The organism is Moorena producens 3L (assembly GCF_000211815.1).
GTDB classification, from domain to species: Bacteria; Cyanobacteriota; Cyanobacteriia; order Cyanobacteriales; family Coleofasciculaceae; genus Moorena; species Moorena producens.
This window is the reverse complement of record NZ_GL890939.1, coordinates 24,901-39,831: the sequence shown is the minus strand read 5'-3', so window position 1 is coordinate 39,831 and position 14,931 is coordinate 24,901. Positions and strand designations below refer to the sequence as shown.

Sequence of the window (14,931 nt, the reverse complement as noted above, 5' to 3'; positions counted from 1 at the left end):
TGGTTGTTATCTCCATGGGCGTAACTTTCCCTGGCCTATGGCCACGCTACGCGAACGCACCGAGGGTAGCTGAGTAGGGTCAATACCCAGTTTTTTTTGAGACCCTTACTTTTTATATTAACACTATTTGAGAGGGAAAAGAATACCCCGTCCTCTTAGGTCGGGGATGAATTTTCCCTCTCAAACTCTCCCACTCTGATAATCGAGATATTGTGCTCTACACAGTAAGGCATAGCATCTTGCTCCACCTGACGCCAAAACAGAGAGTAGGGAGGCTGCAAGCTATCAATTCGTCCGTACTGAGAAGCTTCTGCTAACTGGCTGCGGGAAAAATTGGAGACTCCAATTGCCCGAATTTTGCCTTGCTCTTTCAACCTATTGAGAGCGCTCATGGTTTCCTCAATTGGCACTACCTCACTTTGAAAGGTGCCAGAAGGCCAGTGAATCTGGTAGAGGTCGATATAATCTGTCTTCAGGTTTTTTAAGGAACCCTCACAAGCCTCGATCACCTGGTCATATTTAAGATGATTTGGAAACACTTTGGTAGCATAAACCAGTTGCTCCCTTACCTCTGCTAGAGCCTGACCAACAATGTGTTCCGAGTGACCCTGCCCGTAAATTTCTGCAGTATCAACCGTAGTTATCCCCGCCTCAAATCCTGCTCGCAGCCCTTTAATGGTCTCAGCATCTTCAATACCTACCCACCTAGATTTACCGGCCTGCCAAGTGCCCATGATAATCGGGCTGATTTTTACCTCCGAAGTGCCTAAGGCTCTAGTTTCCATCCTTAACTCCTCTAACTTTTTCGGCCTTACTTAATAATGGAATGATTTTAAGAGTTTTCTGGAATGGGCATCAGGCGTGGAATGGGCATCAGGCGTGGAATGGGCATCTTGCTGTGGAATGGGCATCAGGCGTGGAACAGGCATCTTGCCTGTTTCCTGCTTAGGGCAGGCAGGATGCCTACCCCACTCTTATTCATTCAAAAATTCAGCAAGGAGACTTTTAGCTGTTTCCGGATTGACTTTCAATACTGCCAAACTGCTCATTCTCCAAAATAGCAATATCCTTGATCGAGTTTTCCAGCCATTCCTGAATAGGTGGCTCCCATCCGGATTTAACCGTTTTCTTTATAAAACATTGTAAAGTCAGGAATCTGGTTTAATATATTCCCGGGTCAAAAAAAAATTAAGCAAAAGCATGAACATAGTTTTAATACTTGTCACCTGTCCTGATAATGCTGTTGCCCATAATCTGTCTCATCAGCTTCTGGAGCGTAGAGAGGCAGCATGTGTGAACATTATTCCCGGGATATCTTCAGTTTATTGGTGGGAGGGTGAGGTTGAGTCTGATTCTGAAGTGCTGCTACTCATCAAAACAACTACGGAGCTGATCTCTAAAGCAGAGCAGACTGTAACTAATTATCATCCCTACGATACCCCTGAATTTGTGGTACTAAGTACACAGCATGTCAACGAACAGTATGCAGCTTGGGTGATTAATAATGTCGCTACTCAAGCATAACTGGCGATAGTTGAGCAGGAGATGGTACTGAATCAGAGTTTTGGGACAAATTAGCTTGATTGTGTACTAGGTTTATATACAAAGAGAGCACAAAGCAAGTTTGTTAGTTTTAAGCGTACGCTAAATCAAAAATTGCCAATAACCCATTAGACCGCGAAAGACTTTTGCAAAAGGTCTAATGTTTCGCCAGGGCTATCAATTGTGGGGGCAAAATTGGGCATGGCTATGGGAGCTCAATCATAGCCACAATAAGCAACGCCTCAATTTGAATTATACAAGCAGACCCCACATACTCCAAGCAAACACAGACTGGTAATACCAACCATGGAAATATTTACCTATGAACTCCCAACAGAGTTTATCGCCCAACGTCCGATTCAACCGCCTGAAGCGGCAAAGCTTCTGATTACCTCTCCAGATGCAGAGATAGAGGAAACAACCTTCGCTTCTCTCCCTCAACATCTTGGCTCTCGTGATCTCTTGGTGTTTAACGATACGGCTCCCAACATTCGACAGGGATCGGGGGACTACCAAGACAAGATCGATGATCAGACAATCTTTGCAAATAAAGCTGGTTCTGTTGCAGTGCCGACGGCAAGTTTGCACTTTACACCCGAACTTATTAGTCAACTACGTGCTAGTGGGAAGCAGGTGGAGTTTGTGACGCTACAGGTCGGGAGTTCCAGCTCTCTTTGCATTGAATCTAGGCAAAAACCTTCCTCTGAACAGTTCGAGGTCTCCCAAGAAACGTTAAACCGTTTACATAGATGGAAAGAGGCGGGTGGGCGTGTCATTGCTGTTGGAACAACGGTTGTTCGGGCTCTTGAAAGCGCTGTTCGTGGTATGAGTGGCCAAACAAATCTTTTTATTACCCCCGGTTTCCGGTTTGAGCTCGTTGGGGGTGTCATTACCAATTTTCACGAACCACAGACGACTCATCTGCTGCTTGTTGAAGCATTCCTTGGACGAAAGCGACTTGAAGAAGTGTATCAATATGCTCTTCAACACCGTTTTCGGTTTTTAAGCTACGGTGATGGAATGTTGATTACTATCTGAGCCACCCTTCAGGGCTGAGCACTGAGCACTGACCGCTGAGTGCTTACTTTTCACCTGCTCCCATCTGATTCTCCTGCTAACTCTCTAATTTCCTCCCGATCAAGTCCAGTGATATTAGCAACTTGTTCAATATCCATCCCTGATTTCAACAGATTGACTACAATTTGTTTCACTTGTTGCTGGGCTTGTTCTTTTGCTTCCCGTTCCTGTTCTGTATCAGTCAGAAGCCAATTTCCGGAACCATCACACCAGCGCAACCAATTACGAGTTATCCCCGCATACTCTCCCCACCACAATCCCACACCTATGTCTAGTTCTGGAATCCAAATCTGGGGTGGATCAGCTAAAATACCTTGCTCTTGGTAACCAGCTCCGACTAATTTGAAAAACCGAATTTGGTTGGTATAGCGACTAAACACGAGATAATAAGGTACCCGTAATCGTTGCTCATAGACTTCCCACTTGGAAGGAATAGTTTGATGGGTAAGCTCACTGCTACTATTACTAGTTTTATTACTATCGTGTAGTTGAATCTTATCACTATTTCCAGCAACTCTTCTAGATGCTTCAGATTCTTGCTCTAGATTATCCCCTAAATCATCTTTTGCAGTTGTGGGTGACAGCAATTCTACAATTACAAAGGGATTAACTCCTTCTTGCCAAATTACATAGCTAGATCTAATATCAGTGCCCTCGTATAAACGGGGAACTCCCACTACTAAAAACCAATCTGGACGTTTATACCATTGAGGATGGCGCACATCATAGTAAAGATTTAAATCTGTACCAATAAATACTTCCTCAGAAGGGTAATACTGACAACGAAAGGTGCGACTTAATAATTCGGGTTGTAAATCGTGAAATTCGTCTGGCAAACCAGGTTCCTCCGGATTCTCACTCGGCAGATCATACATGGTAGGTAGGGTTTCTTTAGGAGAAGCAGGAGCTTCACTCTCGGGAATTAAGTTTTTAGTCATTTGTTTAGGGAGTCGGGAGTCGGGAGCGGTGCGACCCGTGATGGCGAGGGATTGCTCGCCATCACGGAAAGCGCACCGAGGGAGTCGGGAACAGGGAATAGAGAACAGTAAATTTTGCGTAGGGTGCGTTAGGGGTGGGATCGCCCTGATTTTCCAGCTCTTCGCCAGCTTTGAAATAGCCCACCCCGTAACGCACCACTGGGTCAAATAGCAAAAATGAGATGCACCCGTAGGGAATAGGGAACAGGAGTAAAGAAATCCGATTATAGCGTTTATTGCAGTTGTGAGGTACGCTTCTCAACCTCAAAGTCCCCCTTTTTAAGGGGGATTTAGGGGGATCGCTTTGTACCTCATAGCTATAATAATTGCTATATTATTTGGTGTTATTATAAATCAGTGTTTAGGTCATTATCTATTTTGAGATACTAGCTAATAAGCTAGCAGTTATCACTCAAAATTATTTTGTTTTCTAACCCAAGCCCTAAACGCCCGTAACGTTGCTGTTTCGCCATCAACTAAACTTTGGTTAATAAACCTAGGTATAGCATTCAAAGGCATCCAAGGGAAGGTTGGACTCTGATTTACTTGATTATAAATTAAAATCGGTTGTTGTAGCACAAAAACTTCTAAGTTTTGTCCATTATAACGCCACAATTCAGGGACACCAAGCGCTGCATAAATAGGACGCTTATCTAAAGAACCACTGGTTATATCGATTTCTAATACTAAATCAGGCGGTGGGTCATGATCTAAATTAATAGTTTGCTTATGTCTTACCAATGGCTCATTTTGGAGATAGTAACAGGAGTCAGGTTCTGCCCCTTTTAATCGTGTTTCTCGCTTAAGAGTCAAGGAGCCAAAGGTTTTGATAGTTAGATTTAACTCATCAGCGATCGCACCAATCAAGCGTTCAATAAAGCGGTTATTATTTTCATGGGGGCCTAAGGGAGTCATAATTTCTAATGTTCCGTCATCGTAAGCCAAGCGAGTGGAGCGGTCTTCTCCTAATTCTGTGAGTAATTGTTCAAATATCTGCCAACTGACATTTTTGCAAATTACCCGGTGTTCAGCCAGTTCATAATTTCCTGTGATCATGGTATAGGATTACCTCTTTAGGATTACTTTTATTGATAGCAGTGCTCAATTGGTTGAGTAACTTTTGTACTGGTCTTTAGGGAGTCGGGAGTCGGGAGCGGTGCGACCCGTGGCGAATTTAATTCGCCTACGGAAAGCGCACCGAGGGAGTCGGGAATCGGGAGTAGTAGCAAAGGTATCAGAGTTTTTTTGAGTTATTCTAAATCAATTTTAATACATATTACTAAAAATAACTATAGTAGTTTATATTTTAAAATAGTTACTTTATTTTTAATTGATAGGGTTACTTTTTGAATGTTACTCTATAAGAGTATAGCGTTTATTATTCTGATCAGGTACAGTCAACTTTCTTCCCCCTGCTCCGAACGCGTAGCGTGGCCTACGGCCTCAGTCCCTGCTCCGAAGTCCCTATTCGAGGTTTATTTTAAGCACCTCAAGTAGCGTGAGCTTTTAGCTCACGGCTGACCGCTGAATGCTTGCTTTTTGACAAATGATTTAAGATTGCAATAGAAGCTGAAGGAAATGCGATCGCTATGATTGAAGAACAACCAATTACCGAAAGAACACTAGTACTAGAACCAGGTACATTGTGGCCGAAACTGAAAGCACAAACCCAACACGCTCTTGAATGTAAAGCACTCCACTCCATAGCGACAGAATACGAATTCGTAGAACAGGAGGGTATTCGCTTCCTGGTGCGGATTTTGTCTAATCTGGTATGGAAAGACAAAGCCAAGAAGAAGCAAGACGAAAAAACAGCTACTTCATCGAAGGATTTCAACCCTTTTCTTCCCTACGAACAAGATTTATTTGTAGCAGACCTTTCCGACACCCACCTGTGTCTGTTGAACAAATACAACGTAGTTGACCATCACCTGCTGATCATCACCCGTGCCTTCGAGGAGCAAGATACTTGGCTGACCTTGCAGGATTTTGCAGCTATGTGGGCATGTCTTGGGGAAATTGATGGCTTGGCTTTCTATAATGCTGGAAAGATTGGTGGTGCGAGTCAACGACACAAGCACTTGCAACTAGTTCCTCTGCCCCTAGCTCCTGAAGGAGTTAACATCCCGATCGAAAATGCGATCGCATCAGCTAACTTTCAGGACTCTGTTGGCACCATCCCAACCCTGCCCTTCATCCATGCTATTGCTGAGCTTGACCCTAGTTGGGTAAACTCTCCGTGGGATGCCGCTCAAGCCACCCTTGATTTGTACCATAGATTACTGAGTGCAGTGGGGTTGCCATGGAATAATGCCAATGGTAACAAGCAATCTGGTGCCTACAATCTCCTCGCCACAAGGCAATGGATGTTGCTTTTACCCCGTTCTCAACCAGATTTCCAGTCAATTGGGGTCAATTCCCTCGGATTTGCCGGAGCTCTCCTAGTCCGAAACCAAGAGCAAATGAAACGTCTGAAAGACCAAGGTCCAATGACAATTTTGAGAAACGTTGCTGTTACTTGGTAATTAAGGAAAGGGAACAGCGGATCTGGGAGTAGGGAGTAGGGAGTCGGGGTAAGAAACTTGAATGTACCTCATTAGGATAAAAAAAGCTATAATTGCCAATTTTAAGGTATTTCTTTTCAAGTATCCTTTTTATATTTTAGATTAGCGTTTATCGGAGTTATGAGGTACAGTATTCTTTGATGCTAATTCCCTTAAAACCATCTTTACTATAGCATTTATAAATAGCTCATTAACAATCTTGATGATTGATCATAACATCAAAAACTCTTTGGATCTCTTTCCTATTTCTCCCTGCTCCGAAGTCCCTACTCCCTACTCCCTACTCCCTACTCCCTACTCCCTACTCCCTACTCCCTACTACCTACTCCCTACTCCCTACTACCTACTCCCTACTCCCTACTCCCTGTTCCCTATTCCCTGTTCCCTTTGCTATAGTTTCAATTATCCCCTAATTATCGTAGTTAGCATGATCAAGAAAATTACTCTTGATTCTATCTGGTTTAGAAATTTACTGATCATCGTAATCGTACTGGGAGTAGTCTTTAGATTTTACAACCTAGACCGTAAAGTTTACTGGTACGACGAGACTATGACCTCCCTTCGAATTTCTGGTCACACTCGAACCGAACTAGTAGAAACAATTTTCGATGGTCAGATTATCAGCGTAGAAAATTTGTTAAAATACTACCAATTTCCTAATCATAAAAAAGATATCAATGACACCATTAATTCCCTAGCAGGTAATCCAGAACATTCGCCCCTTTACTACCTAATGGCGAGGTTATGGTTACAAACCTTTGGCAATTCCGTAGTAACTATTAGACTGCTATCAGTAATAATTAGCTTATTAGCATTGCCCTGTGCTTACTGGCTGTGTTTAGAACTATTTGGTTCAAAATTAATCGGGTGGGTAGCTGTTGCCATAATTGCTATTTCTCCCTTTCATGTTTTGTATGCCCAAGAAGCCCGAGAATATAGTTTATGGACCGTTACTATTTTGCTTTCTAGTGCAGTCCTATTATGGGCAATGAATTATTCTAGAATAAAGCAATTTATTAAAAAACCTTATCGATGGATTATCTATAGCTTTACTGTTGCCTTAGCACTTTATACTCACCCTTTCTCTGCCTTGATCTTAATTGGACAGGGCTTGTATGTATTAATTACCGAAGGTGGTCGCTGGACTAAGGGAGTAACTAGCTATTTACTAGCCTCCTTAGGAGGAATAGTACTATTCTCACCTTGGCTAATCATTGTTATCACTAATTTCTCCAAATTTATCGCTAATACTGACTCAGTTAATCATAGTCGTTCAGGCTTCTTACCTCTATTTTGGACCTTAAACCTCAGTCGGATTTTCTTTGATGTTAACCAAGGCATCCATCCTTTGAGTCCCCTCCACTATCTCAGTTTATTTTTAGCAGTATACGCCCTCTACTATCTTTGTCGTAAGGCTCCTCAGCATGCTTGGGTATTTATTATTACCTTAATTGGAGTGACAGGAATTGCTCTAATCGGTCCAGATGTGCTCTTAGGTGGTCGCCGTTCTAGCATTACTCGCTATGCTATTCCCTGTTATCTAGGCATTCAGTTAGCTATTGCTTATTTCCTGACAACCCAAGCTAAAAACTCAGGAAAACTTACCAAAGATAAGGGAAAAAAGGGATTGCCCACCATGGGCATGATGAATGGAAATTTAGCAAATACCGAAGATAGACAAGATGGGCAAGTAAGGGGTGACCATGACATGGTGCCCATGGAAAAAACCCGAAAAAATCCTAAAACTTGGAAGTCTATAGCAATTGCTCTGGCATTTAGCGGCATACTCTCCTGTATCGTCAGCTCTCAACTGCCAGTTTGGTGGCACAAGAGCTATGCAAAGAGTCGCAATAATCCCCCCGTAGCCGCTTGGATTAATCAAATCCCACAACCACTCTTGATCAGTAATGAAATTCCCGGTAGGGTTCTATCTCTGTGTCATCTACTTCGTCCGGATGTACAGCTGATGTTATTGGATAAATCCAATAGCTCTACCAACATACCGGAGATTCCGGAGGGTTTCAAAAATGTTTTACTTTATCGACCGTCAGAGGAATTGCGTCAGGGAATTGAAACCACCCATAACTATAGGGTTAAACCTACGGATCAATCTTGGCTCTGGAAACTATCAAGATAGGGAGCTTCGTCAGAGAAAAAAAGTAGTAGTCTTATCTGCCTGATCCCGAGTTGCATTCACACCATTGAGACATAGCACCTTCTTCCATCTCCTCCCCCTTTGCCCCTTCTTCCTAATCATGATTGGGAATGGTGATATCCTCTTGAAACGCACTTGGTATTAGGCACCTATAACTGATACCCCTACTCCCTGTATTTCCCTGATAAATTAAGATGACGATGCCCCCATATTCCCTCGGAACTCCAGTTGTAAGGTGCAAACCAATCAAGATGAGTAACTCTCCCAATCCTGGTAATCTACCAGAGCCTACTCCGGAAAATACTCCAGAACCTACGGTAAGTAGAGGGTTTTGGCAGAGGCTGCTACGTCCGGTCTTCATGCTTATGGTCATGATTCTAGTTTCTGGGATAGGGGGCGGAAGCCTTTTTGCTTGGTATTTCATCCAGAAGCAATTAGCACCAACGGTAGAGAAAAATTTATCTAGCTTTCTTAACCGGAAAGTCAATGTCGGACCAGTGGAGGGCTTTTCCCTAAATGGTGTAAGGTTTGGTTCTTCGCAAATACCAGCTACCCCTACGGATCCCGATCATCTTTTTACCGAGGCAGTGAAGGTAAGCTATAACCCCGTTAAACTGCTGTTTACCAGAACTCTAGAACTGGATGTAACCCTAGTTGAACCTAATATATATGTTGAACAGGACAAAGATTTAAACTGGGTGTCTACAGCATTTACACAAACTGCCCAAGATTCTGCGTTTAAGGTAGACCCAAAGGTGGTGCGGTGGCGGGATGCGGATGTGGTGGTGGTGCCAAGATCTGAAGTGGGAATCAAACAACCACCGATGAGATTTACTGAGGTTAGGGGGAAAAGTAAATTTATCGACGGAGGTGAGCTGATTCGCTTTGATGTAAATAGTCAGCCGTTAAGTGGGGGAAATTTAAAGGTTAAGGGAGATTACCGCCTCTCTCAAGAAGAAACTGACTTGCACCTTGATGTCGATAACGTGAGTGCGGCAGAGGTTAGTAAAGTACTTCTGATTCCCCTGAAGCTTCAAGGGGGTAAACTGGGTGGCAACCTGAGAATACAACGGAATAATGCTGAACAGCCTTGGCAGTATTGGGGTACGATCAACTTTTCCGACACCATCGCCCGCTTAGAACCCTTGCCCCAACTGTTCACTGAAAGCAACGGTAAGCTGAGCTTTCGAGGAAGTCAGATTTGGCTCAATAACATAACTACCAGATTCGGTCAAGTACCTGCCCAAATTGGGGGAATGCTGGATATTGAGTCAGGCTACAAGCTCAGAGTAAAAAGCGAACCGGTTGAGATACAGCAGTATGCACAGACGTTTGGGATCAAAGAGCTACCAGTAAAAACTTTAGGTAAAGCACAGGCTACGTTTCAGGTCACTGGAGCTATCGACAACCCGATTGTGATTGGAGAGGCGTTTACCACCACTCCCGCCACCCTTGACCAGGTGAAATTCAGCTCTATTACTGCTGACTTTAGCGTTATTAATACTGAGCTGGCCATTAGAAACTTGCAGGCAAAACCAACAGTGGGTGGCTTAGTCACAGGCAAGGGGGATATCAAATTTATGGATCAGGGGGGGGCAGTATTTGATCTTAAAGCTGTGAATGTGCCTGCGAATGCGATCGCAAAACAGTATGGATTTAATCTACCCATTCCTCTGGGTCGAGTTTATGGCAGAACCCAGATCTTTTCTCCCCTTGACAAGCCCGAGAATTTTCGTGCCACTGGTTATGCTAATCTGCCCATGGGTGATGGTGTTCTCAGAGCTACTAATGTTCAAGTGGGGGGTGGGCGCTGGCAGGGGTTAGTAGAAGCTAAGAATATTTCCGTGGCACCAATCATCAAAACTTTGCCTGCACCATCTCTACCGCCACAATTCTCTGGACCGTTCAATGGTCAATTTAATTTATCCGGTCGTCTTGATTCTTTCCAACCAGAAACCCTCCGTGCTAGCGGTTACGGCAGCGTAACGGTTGATGCTGGTACCTTGCGTGCTACCAAGGTAAAACTGATCAATGGTGGTTTTTCTACCCTAGTCCAAGCCTCTGATATTCCTCTAGAAGCCTTAGCACCAGTACCTTCTGAATTTAAAGGTCCCATCTCAGGGGAGTTGACTATCTCAGGGAATGTTTTGTCTTTGAGTCCTAGCACGATTACCGCTAATGGGTCTGGTAGTTTAGACCTAGCAGCAGGGACTATTAAAGCCGATGCGATCGCGATCGCTAAAGGCAAGTTCCAAGCTCAAGTAGTCGCATCCAATCTCAAGTTAGGTCGTCTCGCCCCCATACCCCCCCAATTCAACGGTCCAGCTTCCGGGGAGTTTACCATCTCAGGAAATGTGGATTCGGTCAGTCCTAGTACGATTACCGCTAGTGGGTCTGGTAGTTTAGATGTAGCAGGAGGAACCATTAAAGCTGATGCTGTCGATATCGCTAATGGCAACTTCCAAGCTCAAGTAGTAGCATCCAATCTCCAGTTAGGTCGTCTCGGACCAATACCTCCGCAATTCAACGGTCCAGCCTCCGGGGAGTTTACCATCTCAGGGAATGTGGATTCGGTAAGTCCTAGCACCATTACCGCTAGTGGGTCTGGTAGTTTAGATGTAGCAGGAGGAACCATTAAAGCTGATGCAGTAGATATCGCTAAAGGTAACTTCAAAGCTCAAGTCGTAGCATCCAATGTCAAGTTAGGTCGTCTCGGACCAATACCATCCCAATTCGACGGTCCAGCGTCCGGGGAGTTTACCATCTCAGGGAATCTAGATTCGGTAAGTCCTAGCACCATTACTGCTAGTGGGTCTGGTACTTTAGATGTGGAAGGGGGTAGAATTCAGGCTTCTCAAATCGATATTGCCAATGGTAACTTCCAGGCCAAGGTACAAACCTCTAACCTCGACTTGGGTGCTCTTGCTCCGGTCCCGCCCCAATTCAATGGCCCTGTTTCCGGGAATGTCACTGTCTCTGGTAATCTAAATAATTTAACCATTGACGCCATTCAGGGCAAAGGGTCTGGACAACTGAATGTTGCTGGTGGTCAATTACTAGGAACAGCTGAGTTTAGCAATGGTAAATTTCAGGGGGTTTTCCAGCCTACTAATCTCCAGTTGTGGGAGATTAATCCCGATTTACGAGGACGTCTCAATGGCAGTGTCAATATTTCTGCTCCGTTGCTATTGACACCAGATAAAGCTCTATCAGCAATCCAAGCTAAGGGTAAGCTTAATTTTAGTAAAGGCATTTCTGTACTTGAGCGTTCCCTAGCCACATCCTTTGACTGGAATGGTCAAAGGCTAGAGATTAAAGAAGCCACAGCCGAGGGATTCAATGCTAATGGTTTTGTCAATCTAAACCCAGGCAGTCAGGGTTTACAAGCAATTAAGACCTTTGATTTCCAGGTACAAGCAGAGAATTTGAATTTGCAACGATTACCGGCTGACCTGCCTTATGCGTTAAATTTAGGAGGCTTAGTCGGTTTTAACGGTCGGATTGCCGGTACTCCTCAAGCTCCGACAATTAACGGTGACTTAAGACTGCGGTACTTTTTTGCTGGTCCTCTGGAGTTTGAATCCCTACTGACAGGTCGAGTAAGTATAGCACCAAAGTCAGGGGTAAATCTCCAGCTAGCAGGGAATCAAGAAAAACTGGAGGTTGTGCTAGACCCCAATTACCAACCCGTATCCTTTTTGGTGCAGTATCAGGACAAGACCGCTAGTGGGATTCGGTCAGGGGATGAGCTACAAATGACCGTGGAGAATCTTCCGATCAATACCATTAAGAGTCTGGCTTTGAGTAGTGGTATGGTAGACGGTCAAAACCTCGAACCATGGTTAAGCAAACCCTTGGCGGGAGACATCTGTGGGAACATGGCTCTGAACCTCAAGACTTTTGGGTCATCCGGTAAAATTGAGATCGCAAATCCCATCTTTGACAACCTCAGAGGTGATATGTTAGAAGGCTTTTTCCAATACCAGCAAGGGACGATGACTCTGACCGATGGCTTGTTTGAAAAAGGTGATAGTCAATACTTATTTGCTGCCAACGTCACCCCAACCCCCAACGGCCCAGAATTTAACGGGGAACTCCAGGCTAAGCTCGGAGAAATCCAGGATGTTCTAACTACCCTACAACTATTTGAGATCACTGACCTAGGTCGAGGCTTCCAAACCCCCGTCTACGGCACAGCCGCTGATCTTGCCGTTAGTGGAGTAGGTAATTCACAAAATGGTCTCAAAAAACCCCTGCGGCGGATGTCAGAAATAGTCAAGCTCCTAAACAGACAACGGCAGCAGCGTCAAGAGAGCTTTCTGTTACCAGAGCTTACCGAGCTCAATGGTGCTTTTACTGGCAGTATCAGTCTGGTCGGTTCAGTCAAAGATGGCATCCGTGCTGAATTTAATTTCCAAGGGGAAAACTGGCAATGGGGTTCCTATAAAGCTGAGACAATTATTGCCCAAGGAAATTTTGCAGAAGGGGTACTGAATCTTTTACCTGTGCGGATTCAATCGGGTCAGAGCCTAGCCACCTTGTCCGGTAGTATCAGTGAACTTGGTCCATCGGGTCAGCTCAGGCTCAAGAAAGTCCCGGTTTCCTTGATTCGAGAAGTGTTCAGATTTCCTAGCTCTGTTGGTTATGGAGGATTTGTTGATGCCACAGCGGACTTTTATGGAAGTCTCAGCAATCCCCAAGCCAGGGGAGCAATATCGGTCGTGGATGCCAGTTTAAACCAAACACCCCTCGAATCCATCAAAGGCAGCTTTAGTTACAAGAATGCGCGGTTGAACGTCTTTGCCCAAAGTTTTCTGACCAAAGAGTCTGAACCCCTAACTGTAAATGCCAAAATCCCCTACAAGTTACCCTTTGCCGAAGTAGAGCCAGAAAATCGGCAAGTCAGTGTACAACTCAAGGTTGAAAACGAAGGACTTGCCCGATTAAATATGCTTACCAATCAACAAATCGCTTGGGTTGATGGTAAAGGACAAGTAGATTTAGATATTTCTGGTACCTTTGACCAAGACCAAGATTGGCTACAGCAACTGGAGCAACTTACCGTTGTCGGTAACATTAATGTAGAAGACGCTACTATTGCTGCCCAAGCTTTACCAGAACCCCTGACAGAAGTCAATGGCAAAATCCGGTTTAACTTCAACCGCATGGAAATTGTAGACAGCTTACAAGGGAATTTTGGTGGTGGTAAATTAGTAGCGGTAGGGAATTTGCCCTTGCGAGACCTACCTAGAGCATTAGAGAATCCCCTCACCGTTGACCTGAATCAACTAGCCATCAATCTCAAAGGGATTTACAGTGGTGGTGTTAAAGGTAAGACTATTATTACTGGGACTCTATTTAATCCTAGAATTGGTGGTTACATCGAATTGTTTGATGGTCGAGTACCCATTTCTGAATCTCAAACTGCCCCGAGCGGGAGTAGCGGATCTGCAGGTGAGGAACTAATAGAGTTCAATAACTTACAGTTAACCTTAGGTAAAAACATCCTAGTTCGACAGCTACCAGTATTAGATTTTCTCGCCAGCGGTACCCTTCTAATTAATGGGGACATGAGTGATATTAGACCAGAAGGAACCATTCAGCTGCTGCGCGGTCAGGTGAATCTGTTTACCACCCAGTTTCGCCTTGATAAAAATTACAACAACAACGCCCGATTTGTAGCCACTCTTGGCAGAGACCCAGAGTTAGATGTGCAGATGGTGGCATCAGTAATTGAGTCTAGGAAACAACCCATTACCAGTGAAACCTTTGCTAATGAAATTAGCGATCGCCCAACTAATTTTGGCACTACAGAAACTATTCGGGTTCAAGCAAAAGTAAAAGGGCTAGCAAGTCAGCTCTTTGACCGAGTGGAACTCAATAGTATGCCAAAACGTAGTGAAGGGGAAATTGTTGCCCTATTAGGGGGTGGCTTTGTGGATACCTTGGGTCGAGGCAATAGTACCTTGGGTTTGGCCAACTTAGCTGGGTCAGCACTACTGAGTAATGTCAGCAACCTGATTGGTGATGCCGCAGGATTAGATGAGTTTCGCCTGTTCCCCACTACAGTTACAGATGATAATAGGCGCACTGATAGGTTAGAGCTAGGTGCTGAAGCGGGGATTAATATTACTAATAATTTATCATTTTCGTTGTTAAAAGTGTTGACTACTGATCAGCCAATTCAGTACAACTTGCGCTATCGAGTTAATGAAGAAATTCTGCTGCGCGGTGCTACGGATTTTTCAGACGATACCAAGATAACTGTAGAGTATGAAAATCGATTTTAATTAGAATTTAGAATTTAGAATTTAGAATTTAGAATTTAGAATTTAGAATTGGGAATTTAGAATTTAGAATTTAGAATTGGGAATCGGGAATCGGGAATCGGGAATCGGGGTAAGAGGCGTAGGGTGCGTGATATAGCACTACGCGCTACTGTTAGGACATTCCTAAACTCCGAAACCTAGTCCTAGCTTGCTTTTGACTTCTGACTTCTGACTTCTGACTTCTGACTTCTGACTTCTGACTTCTGACTTCTGACTTCTGACTTCTGACTTCTGACTTCTGACTTCTGCTATAAAGGTCGCGCCTTGTGAGACAGCCCGCCCCGGAT

Annotated in this window: 10 protein-coding genes and 1 pseudogene; 7 read left to right on the top strand and 4 right to left on the bottom strand. The window is 44.2% G+C overall.

Going from position 1 to position 14,931, the window contains the following annotated elements; genetic code table 11:
- Positions 1-197: 197 nt before the first annotated feature.
- Positions 198-785 (bottom strand): annotated as a pseudogene (locus LYNGBM3L_RS19340) (aldo/keto reductase); the annotation flags it as partial.
- Positions 786-826: 41 nt separating this feature from the next.
- On the opposite strand from LYNGBM3L_RS19340, the gene LYNGBM3L_RS48800 reads away from it, so the two are divergent.
- The 3 genes from LYNGBM3L_RS48800 to LYNGBM3L_RS19330 all read left to right on the top strand — a co-directional run bounded on the left by LYNGBM3L_RS48800 (position 827) and on the right by LYNGBM3L_RS19330 (position 2,580).
- Entirely contained in the window at positions 827-949 is a 123-nt protein-coding gene (locus tag LYNGBM3L_RS48800) for a hypothetical protein (RefSeq protein ID WP_267872061.1), read from the top strand.
- A gap of 251 nt (positions 950-1,200) precedes the next feature.
- The gene (cutA, locus tag LYNGBM3L_RS19335; protein WP_008186832.1) at positions 1,201-1,524 is read left to right on the top strand and encodes a divalent-cation tolerance protein CutA; all 324 of its coding nucleotides are present in this window, start codon (positions 1,201-1,203) and stop codon (positions 1,522-1,524) included.
- A gap of 324 nt (positions 1,525-1,848) precedes the next feature.
- Positions 1,849-2,580, top strand: coding sequence for an S-adenosylmethionine:tRNA ribosyltransferase-isomerase (locus LYNGBM3L_RS19330; protein ID WP_008186829.1), 732 nt, complete (start codon positions 1,849-1,851; stop codon positions 2,578-2,580).
- 50 nt (positions 2,581-2,630) lie between these two features.
- Here the strand turns inward: LYNGBM3L_RS19330 and LYNGBM3L_RS19325 are convergent, their stop codons facing one another.
- From LYNGBM3L_RS19325 to LYNGBM3L_RS19320, 3 genes are all read right to left on the bottom strand, one after another.
- Positions 2,631-3,557 carry a Uma2 family endonuclease gene (locus tag LYNGBM3L_RS19325; RefSeq protein WP_008186827.1) on the bottom strand — a complete coding sequence of 309 codons (927 nt, stop codon included), beginning with the start codon at positions 3,555-3,557 and terminating at the stop codon, positions 2,631-2,633.
- Between the two features lie 61 nt (positions 3,558-3,618).
- The gene (locus tag LYNGBM3L_RS47620) at positions 3,619-3,864 is read right to left on the bottom strand and encodes a hypothetical protein (RefSeq protein ID WP_229414610.1); all 246 of its coding nucleotides are present in this window, start codon (positions 3,862-3,864) and stop codon (positions 3,619-3,621) included.
- Positions 3,865-4,004: 140 nt separating this feature from the next.
- Positions 4,005-4,652, bottom strand: coding sequence for a Uma2 family endonuclease (locus LYNGBM3L_RS19320; protein ID WP_008186822.1), 648 nt, complete (start codon positions 4,650-4,652; stop codon positions 4,005-4,007).
- A 64-nt stretch (positions 4,653-4,716) separates the two neighbouring features.
- Here LYNGBM3L_RS19320 and LYNGBM3L_RS48795 point away from each other — a divergent pair, with 64 nt between their 5' ends.
- From LYNGBM3L_RS48795 to LYNGBM3L_RS19305, 4 genes are all read left to right on the top strand, one after another.
- The gene (locus tag LYNGBM3L_RS48795; protein ID WP_267872060.1) at positions 4,717-4,845 is read left to right on the top strand and encodes a hypothetical protein; all 129 of its coding nucleotides are present in this window, start codon (positions 4,717-4,719) and stop codon (positions 4,843-4,845) included.
- A 340-nt stretch (positions 4,846-5,185) separates the two neighbouring features.
- Positions 5,186-6,121, top strand: a complete 936-nt coding sequence (locus LYNGBM3L_RS19315) for an ATP adenylyltransferase family protein (protein ID WP_008186820.1) — start codon at positions 5,186-5,188, stop codon at positions 6,119-6,121.
- Positions 6,122-6,362: 241 nt separating this feature from the next.
- Positions 6,363-8,297 (top strand): glycosyltransferase family 39 protein, encoded by a 1,935-nt coding sequence (locus LYNGBM3L_RS45925; RefSeq protein ID WP_008186817.1) that lies wholly within the window; start codon positions 6,363-6,365, stop codon positions 8,295-8,297.
- Positions 8,298-8,566: 269 nt separating this feature from the next.
- Positions 8,567-14,605, top strand: a complete 6,039-nt coding sequence (locus LYNGBM3L_RS19305) for a translocation/assembly module TamB domain-containing protein (RefSeq protein WP_008186814.1) — start codon at positions 8,567-8,569, stop codon at positions 14,603-14,605.
- Positions 14,606-14,931: the final 326 nt, after the last annotated feature.

Bases quoted from the DNA above. Each gene is read 5' to 3' on its own strand.
- LYNGBM3L_RS45925 (WP_008186817.1), top strand. From the start codon at position 6,363: ATGATTGATCATAACATCAAAAACTCTTTGGATCTCTTTCCTATTTCT.
- LYNGBM3L_RS19320 (WP_008186822.1), bottom strand. From the start codon at position 4,652: ATGATCACAGGAAATTATGAACTGGCTGAACACCGGGTAATTTGCAAA.
- LYNGBM3L_RS48800 (WP_267872061.1), top strand. From the start codon at position 827: ATGATTTTAAGAGTTTTCTGGAATGGGCATCAGGCGTGGAATGGGCAT.
- LYNGBM3L_RS19330 (WP_008186829.1), top strand. From the start codon at position 1,849: ATGGAAATATTTACCTATGAACTCCCAACAGAGTTTATCGCCCAACGT.
- LYNGBM3L_RS19315 (WP_008186820.1), top strand. From the start codon at position 5,186: ATGATTGAAGAACAACCAATTACCGAAAGAACACTAGTACTAGAACCA.
- cutA (WP_008186832.1), top strand. From the start codon at position 1,201: ATGAACATAGTTTTAATACTTGTCACCTGTCCTGATAATGCTGTTGCC.
- LYNGBM3L_RS19325 (WP_008186827.1), bottom strand. From the start codon at position 3,557: ATGACTAAAAACTTAATTCCCGAGAGTGAAGCTCCTGCTTCTCCTAAA.
- LYNGBM3L_RS19305 (WP_008186814.1), top strand. From the start codon at position 8,567: ATGAGTAACTCTCCCAATCCTGGTAATCTACCAGAGCCTACTCCGGAA.